The sequence below is a fragment of the Pedococcus sp. NPDC057267 genome (assembly GCF_042668795.1).
Classification (GTDB): Bacteria; Actinomycetota; Actinomycetes; order Actinomycetales; family Dermatophilaceae; genus Pedococcus.
The window spans coordinates 20,480-28,246 of sequence record NZ_JBHUYG010000055.1 but is presented as its reverse complement, the minus strand read 5'-3'; the positions used below and the strand labels follow the sequence as shown (position 1 = coordinate 28,246).

The 7,767-nt window shown below is 72.9% G+C and carries 10 protein-coding genes; 3 read left to right on the top strand and 7 right to left on the bottom strand.

Annotation, left to right across the window (positions count from 1 at the left end; translation table 11 throughout):
* Positions 1 to 30 precede the first annotated feature (30 nt).
* Positions 31 to 945 (bottom strand): pyridoxal 5'-phosphate synthase lyase subunit PdxS, encoded by a 915-nt coding sequence (gene pdxS, locus ACFUC1_RS12925; RefSeq protein WP_379120321.1) that lies wholly within the window; start codon positions 943 to 945, stop codon positions 31 to 33.
* 357 nt (positions 946 to 1,302) lie between these two features.
* Here pdxS and ACFUC1_RS12920 point away from each other — a divergent pair, with 357 nt between their 5' ends.
* Positions 1,303 to 1,881, top strand: coding sequence for a TMEM165/GDT1 family protein (locus tag ACFUC1_RS12920; protein ID WP_379120319.1), 579 nt, complete (start codon positions 1,303 to 1,305; stop codon positions 1,879 to 1,881).
* Positions 1,882 to 1,909: 28 nt separating this feature from the next.
* On the opposite strand, the gene ACFUC1_RS12915 is transcribed toward ACFUC1_RS12920, so the two are convergent.
* The 5 genes from ACFUC1_RS12915 to ACFUC1_RS12895 are packed head-to-tail and all read right to left on the bottom strand — an operon-like array spanning position 1,910 to position 5,749.
* A complete protein-coding gene (locus ACFUC1_RS12915; protein ID WP_379120317.1) occupies positions 1,910 to 2,497 on the bottom strand; it encodes a hypothetical protein in 588 nt (195 codons plus the stop codon).
* Positions 2,485 to 3,684: a glycosyltransferase family 4 protein gene (locus ACFUC1_RS12910; protein WP_379120315.1), complete on the bottom strand. Its 1,200-nt coding sequence runs from the start codon at positions 3,682 to 3,684 to the stop codon at positions 2,485 to 2,487. The genes ACFUC1_RS12915 and ACFUC1_RS12910 overlap by 13 nt, the downstream gene beginning before the upstream one ends.
* The gene (locus ACFUC1_RS12905) at positions 3,681 to 4,670 is read right to left on the bottom strand and encodes a phosphatidylinositol mannoside acyltransferase (RefSeq protein ID WP_379120313.1); all 990 of its coding nucleotides are present in this window, start codon (positions 4,668 to 4,670) and stop codon (positions 3,681 to 3,683) included. The genes ACFUC1_RS12910 and ACFUC1_RS12905 overlap by 4 nt, the downstream gene beginning before the upstream one ends.
* A 4-nt stretch (positions 4,671 to 4,674) precedes the next feature.
* Positions 4,675 to 5,295, bottom strand: coding sequence for a phosphatidylinositol phosphate synthase (gene pgsA, locus ACFUC1_RS12900; RefSeq protein ID WP_379120311.1), 621 nt, complete (start codon positions 5,293 to 5,295; stop codon positions 4,675 to 4,677).
* 13 nt (positions 5,296 to 5,308) lie between these two features.
* Entirely contained in the window at positions 5,309 to 5,749 is a 441-nt protein-coding gene (locus tag ACFUC1_RS12895; RefSeq protein ID WP_379120309.1) for a thiol-disulfide oxidoreductase DCC family protein, read from the bottom strand.
* 48 nt (positions 5,750 to 5,797) lie between these two features.
* Between ACFUC1_RS12895 and ACFUC1_RS12890 the strand changes: the two genes are divergently transcribed.
* Both ACFUC1_RS12890 and ACFUC1_RS12885 read left to right on the top strand, forming a co-directional pair.
* The gene (locus ACFUC1_RS12890) at positions 5,798 to 6,289 is read left to right on the top strand and encodes a hypothetical protein (RefSeq protein WP_379120307.1); all 492 of its coding nucleotides are present in this window, start codon (positions 5,798 to 5,800) and stop codon (positions 6,287 to 6,289) included.
* The gene (locus ACFUC1_RS12885) at positions 6,286 to 7,251 is read left to right on the top strand and encodes a hypothetical protein (protein ID WP_379120305.1); all 966 of its coding nucleotides are present in this window, start codon (positions 6,286 to 6,288) and stop codon (positions 7,249 to 7,251) included. The genes ACFUC1_RS12890 and ACFUC1_RS12885 overlap by 4 nt, the downstream gene beginning before the upstream one ends.
* Here the strand turns inward: ACFUC1_RS12885 and ACFUC1_RS12880 are convergent.
* A complete protein-coding gene (locus ACFUC1_RS12880; protein WP_379120303.1) occupies positions 7,175 to 7,717 on the bottom strand; it encodes an HIT family protein in 543 nt (180 codons plus the stop codon). The genes ACFUC1_RS12885 and ACFUC1_RS12880 overlap by 77 nt on opposite strands.
* Between the last annotated feature and the right edge of the window lie 50 nt (positions 7,718 to 7,767).

The window sequence follows — 7,767 nt, the reverse complement described above, 5'->3', positions numbered from 1 at the left end:
GGCGGGCGGGGGTCCCGCCGGCCGCGGGTGTCACCAGCCGCGCTCGGCCAGGCGGTGCGGCTCGGGGATCTCGTCGACGTTGATGCCGACCATGGCCTCACCCAGGCCGCGGGAGACCTTGGCGATCACGTCGGGGTCGTCGTAGAAGGTCGTCGCCTTGACGATCGCCTCGGCGCGCTGGGCCGGGTTGCCGGACTTGAAGATGCCGGAGCCCACGAAGACGCCCTCGGCGCCGAGCTGCATCATCATCGCGGCGTCGGCCGGGGTCGCGATGCCGCCCGCGGTGAAGAGCACGACGGGCAGCTTGCCCTTCTCGGCGACCTCCTTGACCAGGTCGTACGGGGCCTGGAGCTCCTTCGCCGCGACGTACAGCTCGTCCTCGGGCAGGTTCTGCAGCCAGCGGATCTGGTCGCGCATCTTGCGCATGTGGGTGGTGGCGTTGGAGACGTCGCCCGTGCCGGCCTCGCCCTTGGAGCGGATCATCGCCGCGCCCTCGGTGATGCGGCGCAGGGCCTCGCCGAGGTTGGTCGCACCGCACACGAAGGGGACGGTGAACGCCCACTTGTCGATGTGGTTGGTGTAGTCGGCCGGGGTCAGCACCTCGGACTCGTCGATGTAGTCGACCCCGAGGGACTGGAGCACCTGGGCCTCGACGAAGTGACCGATGCGGGCCTTGGCCATCACCGGGATCGAGACGGCCTCGATGATGCCGTCGATCATGTCGGGGTCGGACATGCGGGAGACACCGCCCTGGGCGCGGATGTCGGCGGGGACGCGCTCGAGCGCCATGACGGCGACGGCGCCGGCGTCCTCGGCGATCTTGGCCTGCTCGGGGGTGACGACGTCCATGATCACGCCGCCCTTGAGCATCTCGGCCATGCCGCGCTTGACGCGCTGGGTGCCGGTGCCGGGCGGGGTCGTGGGGGTGGTCGTGTCGGCGGACATGAAGGTGCCTACTTCCGGTCGTTCAGAGGGCGCAGCGCAGGGGGCGCGCTTCCCCTCCATGGTAGTTGGTGGCCGGGACCCGGTATGCCGGGGAGTCGCCCGTGTGGACCGGTGCGCCAGGCGCGCTCCGGACCCGGTGACGGGCGGCCCGGCCGCACGGCATACGCTCGTCGCCGAAAGGGAGTAGTCCCCAACCGCCGCGTCGACACACTGACCCCCGGGTCCGGTGCGGTGGGCCACCCTCCGCAGGTGGCGGACGAGACTTTCGACCAGTTCGACGTACCCACGACGGGCGTCCTGGTCGAAGGGACGTCCGGACACGGGTCTCCTCGGCCGGGCGCCGGAGGAGACACACCCATGTACGCATTCCTGCTCAGCACCGCCGTCATCTTCGTCGCCGAGCTCGGCGACAAGAGCCAGCTGATGGCGATGACCTTCGCGACGAGGTACCGCGCCAGGCAGGTCCTGCTCGGCATCACGGTCGCGACCGCCGTCGTCCACCTCGCCTCGGTGGGGATCGGCCGGCTGGTCGGCACGGCGTTCAGCGACCACCAGTGGCTGGTCAACGTCGTGGCCGGCGTGGCCTTCCTGGCGTTCGCGGCGTGGACGCTGCGCGGCGACGAGCTCACCGAGGACGAGGCGGACAAGGCACGTCGCAGCACCGGCGCCGCGCTGCTCGCCGTCGGCACGGCGTTCTTCCTCGCCGAGCTCGGCGACAAGACCATGCTGGCCACCATCACCCTCGCCACCAAGGAGGGCTGGTTCGGCACGTGGGTGGGCAGCACCCTCGGCATGGTGCTGGCGGACGCCTTGGCGATCGGCGTCGGCGCGGTGCTCGGCCGCAAGCTGCCGGAGAAGGTCATCAAGATCGGGGCCTCGGTCGCGTTCCTCGCCTTCGGCGTCGCCCTCGTCGTGCAGGGCCTGCTCGCCCGCTGACACCCGACGCGGGTCCGGCGTTCGCGGGTCAGGTGCTGCGGACGGCCGGCGGGAGCTCGTCGTCGAACTCGACGGTGCGGGGCAGCTCGGCGTGGCCGGCGAGCCGGAACACCCGCACCACCTGCTTGCGCCGGACCCGGCGGACGTCGGTCACGGCGTCGTTGTGGAACCGGCGGGCGAGCTGCACCCGCATCCCGGCAGCCTCCACCCGCTCGAGAGCGGCGGCAGCCGGACCGGCGGGGTCCTGGCGCAGGTGGGCGACGACGTCCGCGGACAGGGCGGCCTGCAGCGCCTCGGTGAGTCCGCTCTCGATGCCCTCCCGGGGGCCGAAGACCTGGCCCTCGAGCAGGTCGTCCTCGAGCGCGCGCTCGTTGTGCGCCTCGAGCGACTCCGACGCGGCACTGACGAGCATGAGCGCGGACGCGGGGTCCAGGGCGCCGGAGTTGGCCAGCTCCAGGGTGGCCTCGGCCCGGCGGACGAGCTGGGCGTCGAGGGCGGACAGCGACCCCTCGACGCGGGTGTGCAGCCGGTCGAGCCGGGCGGCGCTGTAGGACAGGTACCAGGCGACACCCAGCAGGAGGGCGACGGCGACCGCGCCCCAGGTCAGCGCGTCCACGTCTCCTCACCTCCACGCCGTCCGCGCAGCAGCCTCGTCCAGCGCGTGTCCGAGCCCGACTCGTAGCGGCCCTCCTCGGCGCCGTGCGTCACCATCTCGTAGACGGCCATCACGTCGCGGGCCACCTCCGACCAGTCGAAGACCATCGCCCGCCGGTGCCCCTCCTCCGAGAGGCGGGCGCGCTCGCGCGGGTCCTCGAGCAGGCCGCACAGCTTCGCCGCGAGGTCCTGGTGGTCCTCGTTGGCGAACATCACGCCGGTGCGGCCGCCGTCGAGCACGCGCACGAACGCGGCCAGGTCGCTCGCGACGACCGGGGCCCCAGCGCTCATCGCCTCGACCAGGACGATGCCGAAGGACTCGCCACCGGTGTGGGGCGCGACGTACGCGTCGACCGAGGACAGCAGGGCCGCCTTGTCGTCGTCGGACACCATGCCGAGGAACTCCGTGGCCCTGGCCACCTCGGGCGCCATCCGCTCGCGCGCGGCGTCGACGTCGCCCGGGCCCGCGACGAGCAGCCGCGTGCCGGGGTGCGTGCACAGGACCTGGGACATCGCGGCCGCCAGCACGGGCAGGCCCTTGCGCGGCTCGTCGATGCGACCGAGGAAGGCCAGGGTCGGGGCGTCCGGGGTGCCCTGCCACGACGGGTTCGGGGCGGCCGAGGCGAAGCGGGCGACGTTGACGCCGTTGGGGATGACGACGGCGTCCCCGCCGAGGTGCGTCGTCACCGTGCGCCGGGCGTCCTCGGACACCGCGATCCGGGCGCTGATCTTCTCGAGGCTGGGCCGCAGCAGCGGGAACGCCGCCTGCATGGCGCGGGAGCGCAGGTTGCTCGTGTGGAAGGTCCCGACGATGGGGCCCTCGCCCGCCCACAGGGCCAGCAGGGAGATGCTGGGCGTCACCGGCTCGTGGATGTGCAGGACGTCGAAGTCGCCCTGCTCGAGCCAGCGGCCGACCCTGGCCGCAGTGACCGGGCCGAAGCTGAGCCGTGCCACGGAGCCGTTGTAGCGCACGGGCACCGCGCGCCCGACCGACTCGACGTAGTCCGGCAGGGGGGTGTCGTCGTCGGCCGGTGCCAGCACCCGCGCGTGGTGCCCCTCGGCCAGGAAGTGCTCGGCGAGGTCGCGGACGTGGAACTGCACTCCCCCGGGCACGTCGAAGGAGTACGGGCAGACGATGCCGATCCTCACCGGCGCACCTCGTCACCGTGCCCGGCGCGCGGCTCGGCACCATAGACGCCCTTGGGCCGGTCGGTGCGTGGGGCGTCCTCCAGGTCCTCGAGGAAGACGCGCTGGAGCATGTGCCAGTCCTGCGTGTGCTCGCGGATCGCGGTCCCGAGCGCGTCGGCGCACTGCTGGGTCATCGCCACCGCCTTGGCGCGGGTCGCCCCGCCCTGCGGCACCGTGACGCGGTCGTGGAAGGTGATGACGATGCGGTGCCGCCACGAGGGCCGCTCCACCGGCTCGTAGTGGATGGACACCGGGAACAGCGCGGCGCCGTTGGCCAGCGAGAGCGCGGCGGGGCCGGCCGCCATCGAGGTGCGGTGGCCGCACAGGTCGACCTCGACCCCGCGGGCGGTGAGGTCGCGGTCGGCGAGCAGCGGCATGAGCACCGGCCGGGCCAGGTGCCCGCGCAGCTGGGCGAACACGTCGCCGCCACCGGTCAGCGGCAGGATCGTCATGCCCAGCGACTCGCGGAAGGCGAGGAACTCGGCATACACCTCCTCGGGCTTGAGGCGCTCGGCGACGGTGACGACGGGGGCGATGGCGCGCGTGCCCCAGGCGCCGGCGAGGTCCCAGTTGCCGAGGTGCCCGAGGAAGCAGACGACCGGCCGCCCCGCCTCGATCTCGGCGCGCACGGGCGCATCGCCGACGACCCGCACCGAGGCCGCGAGCTCTGCCTGAGTGCGGTCCGGGAGCCGGAACGCCTCGCAGTAGTAACGCATGTACGAGCGCATGCCTGCCCTGACGAGCGCGTCGAGCTCGGGCTCCGACAGCTCCGGGCGCACCTTCGCGTAGTTGGAGCGCAGGCGCTGCACGCCCTTGCCCCCGCGCGCGACCGTGAGGTCGGCGATCCGGTCGAAGGCCGTGTATGCCGTGCGCTCGGGGAGGCGGCGCACCGCTCCCCAGCCGAGCCGGTAGCCCCCGACGGCCAGGACGTCGCCGATGCCGCGCACGGGCTCAGGCGGTCTCGGCCAGCGCCTGGCGGCGCACCATGAGCATCCGCTGCACCACGGTGACCAGGCTGGCGACCGCCAGCAGCGCCAGGACGACACCGAGGACGACCTCGGGCAGGCCGAGCCCGACCAGGCCCGTCGTCACCAGCACGGCGACGAGCCGGTCGGCCCGCTCGGCGATGCCGACGTTGGCGGTGAAGCCCAGGCCCTCCGCGCGGGCCTTGGCGTAGGACACGACGCTGCCGAGGATGAGGCAGGCCAGCGCGAGACCGGCCATGAGGACGTTGTCGCCGCTGCCGGCGTACCAGAGCACGAGCCCGCCGAAGATCGCCGAGTCACCGACGCGGTCGAGCGTGGAGTCGAGGTAGGCGCCCCAGTTGCCGGAGCGGCCGGACATCCGGGCCATCACGCCGTCGACGGTGTCGGAGAAGACGAACAGGGTGACGACGAGCGTGCCCCAGAAGAAGTTCGTGCCGCCGCGGGGGTAGAAGGCGAGGGCGCCGACACAGACACCGATGGTGCCGACGGTCGTGACCACGTCGGGGCTGATCCCGAGCCGCAGCAGGAACCGGGCGACCGGTGTGAAGACCTTGGTGAAGAAGGCGCGCGCGTACTTGTTGAGCATGGTGGGCGCCAGCCTACTGAGCCGAGGGCGCAGCAGTGCCCGACGCGGCCGGGGCCGTCACGGGCTGCCTGGGAGCACACGCCGGGGTGCCACCCGGGAGCTGGTAGCGGTGGTCCGCCACCCACGCGTAGACGCGGCCGGCGACCGAGCGGACCCCGGGGGCGGCCACCAGCCACCCGAGCGGTCGCCACAGCGGGGCGCCGTGGCGCAGGCCCTCGGCGATGGCGAGGTGCGCCGAGGACACGGTGCCGTCGGGGCGGACGAACTGGGCCGCCTCGACGCACTGCGCCTCGGTGAGGCCGAGGGCCGCCAGGTCGAGCTCCTGCCAGGGGCGCAGGTCGTAGCGACCGCGCCGGTCGACCCACTGCTTGGCGAACCGCGCACTGGTGGTGCAGAAGCCGCAGTCCCCGTCGAAGACGAGCACCCCGCGGCCGGTGCCGCTGCTGGAGTCCATGGGGCCAGTGTGGCATCCCACGCAGGAGCCTCTGGCACCATGTGCGCCATGACGGGGCCAGGAGTGCGACGGCTCGGACCGGTCGCCCTCGGCTGGCGGCTCGTCGTGACGGCGGCGGTGGTGGTGACGGCGGCGCTGGGCACGCTGGTCGGCAACGACAACTGGTGGCCCTTCGCGCCGATGTCGCAGTACGCCTTCTCGGTGCGCAACGACGGCGTCATCAACTCCCTCGGCATGGACGCGCTGACGGTCGACGGCACGGTCGTCCGCGTGCCCCTGTCGAAGGAGCAGATCGGCATCGAGCGCGCCGAGATCGAGGGCCAGGCCCCCCGGATCATCCGCGACCCCGAGCTGCTCCAGGACATCGCCGTCCTGCACTCGCGCCGCCTGCCGCACGAGCCCGCGTACCGCACGATCTGGCTGCGCAACACCCAGACCCGCATCAGGACGGGCGAGGCGGTCGTCACCACCTTGGCCACCTGGCAGGTCCGCGACCCGTTGCACCCCCGGCCCACCGGCATACCGGGGGGTGCACCATGACCGGGCAGGACATGACCGGGCAGGACATGACGGGGCAGCACGGGGGCGCCCAGCCGTTGGCACGCGGGGCCGAGGCCGTGCGGCGCTTCGTCGTGCCGGCGCTGCCCCCGGCGCGGGTGGCGTGGCTGCGGCGGACCATCTACCCGTTCGTGTGGCTCGACGTGCTCTGGATCGTGACCGACCCGATCCCCCACGGCGACGTCCCGCCCAGCCTCTACCGAGGCCTGCTCGTCCGCGACCTGCTGCACCTGCCGGTGCCGTCGCACGACTACGTGCGCTGGCTGCTGGGCGTCATCCTCGTGAGCTCGGCGGTCGCCGCGACCGGCCGCCTCCCCCGGCTGGCCGGCTGGGTGTGCGCCGTCGGGATGCTCGACTGGGTGAGCAACGCCTTCGCCTACTCCAAGGTCGACCACGACCACTTCGCGCTGGTCGTGGCGCTCTTCGTCCTCCCGACCGCAGGCCGGGCACGGACGCGGGAGGTCGACGAGCGGACGGAACGTGCCGGCTGGGCCGTGCGCATGGTGCAGGTCGGCGCGGTCTGCATCTACGCGCTGTCGGCCTGGGCCAAGATGCGGTTCGGCGGGTGGGGCTGGGCCAACGGCGCCACCCTCATCTGGGCCCTCACGAGGCGCCCCAACGGGATCGGCCCGTGGGTCGGGTCGCACCCCGCCCTCACGCACGCGCTGCAGTGGATCGTGCTCGTCGCCGAGTTCTGCTCCCCCGTCCTGCTGTGGCTGAGGGGGCGCGCACTGTATGCCGGTCTGCTCTTCTGGGCGGGCTTCCACCTGAGCACCTACGTGATGCTCAGGATCCACTTCCTGCCGCTGGTGGTCTGCCTGCTGGCGTTCCTGCCGCTCGAGCGGCTGGGCGAGGTGCCCGGCCGGTTCAGGCGGGCCAGGCGGCCACGAGGCTCGTCCGCACGTCCTCGAGCAGCGTCGGAAGAGCTTTCGTCTGCCCGATGATGGGCAGGAAGTTCGCGTCGCCACCCCACCGCGGCACCACGTGCTGGTGCAGGTGGGCCTGGACCCCGGCCCCGGCGACGGCTCCCTGGTTCATGCCCAGGTTGTAGCCGTGTGGGGCGCTCGAGGCGTCGAGCGCCCTGATGGCGGCCTTGGTCAGCGCGGTGAACTCGGCGGTCTCCTCGTCGGTGAGGTCGACGTAGAGCGACACGTGCCGGTACGGGCACACGAGCACGTGGCCGGGGTTGTACGGGAAGAGGTTCATCACGACGTAGCAGTGCTGCCCGCGGTGGACGATGAGCCCCTCGGCGTCGCCCTTGCCGGGGGCGGCACAGAACGGGCACCCGTCGCCGGCGTCCTCGCTGGGGCGCTCCCCCGTGATGTAGGCCATCCGGTGCGGCGTCCACAGGCGCTCGAAGCCGTCCTGCACCCCGGCGAAGTCGGTGTCCCGCTGGAGCTCGTCGGTCATGCGGCGATCCTAGGGGCCCCTGCGGACGGGGGAGGCGGCGCCGGTCGGCC

Coding starts and splice junctions, on each gene's coding strand:
- ACFUC1_RS12890 (WP_379120307.1), top strand. CDS start 5,798: ATGACGGGGCCAGGAGTGCGACGGCTCGGACCGGTCGCCCTCGGCTGG.
- ACFUC1_RS12885 (WP_379120305.1), top strand. CDS start 6,286: ATGACCGGGCAGGACATGACCGGGCAGGACATGACGGGGCAGCACGGG.
- pgsA (WP_379120311.1), bottom strand. CDS start 5,295: ATGCTCAACAAGTACGCGCGCGCCTTCTTCACCAAGGTCTTCACACCG.
- ACFUC1_RS12920 (WP_379120319.1), top strand. CDS start 1,303: ATGTACGCATTCCTGCTCAGCACCGCCGTCATCTTCGTCGCCGAGCTC.
- ACFUC1_RS12880 (WP_379120303.1), bottom strand. CDS start 7,717: ATGACCGACGAGCTCCAGCGGGACACCGACTTCGCCGGGGTGCAGGAC.
- pdxS (WP_379120321.1), bottom strand. CDS start 945: ATGTCCGCCGACACGACCACCCCCACGACCCCGCCCGGCACCGGCACC.
- ACFUC1_RS12895 (WP_379120309.1), bottom strand. CDS start 5,749: ATGGACTCCAGCAGCGGCACCGGCCGCGGGGTGCTCGTCTTCGACGGG.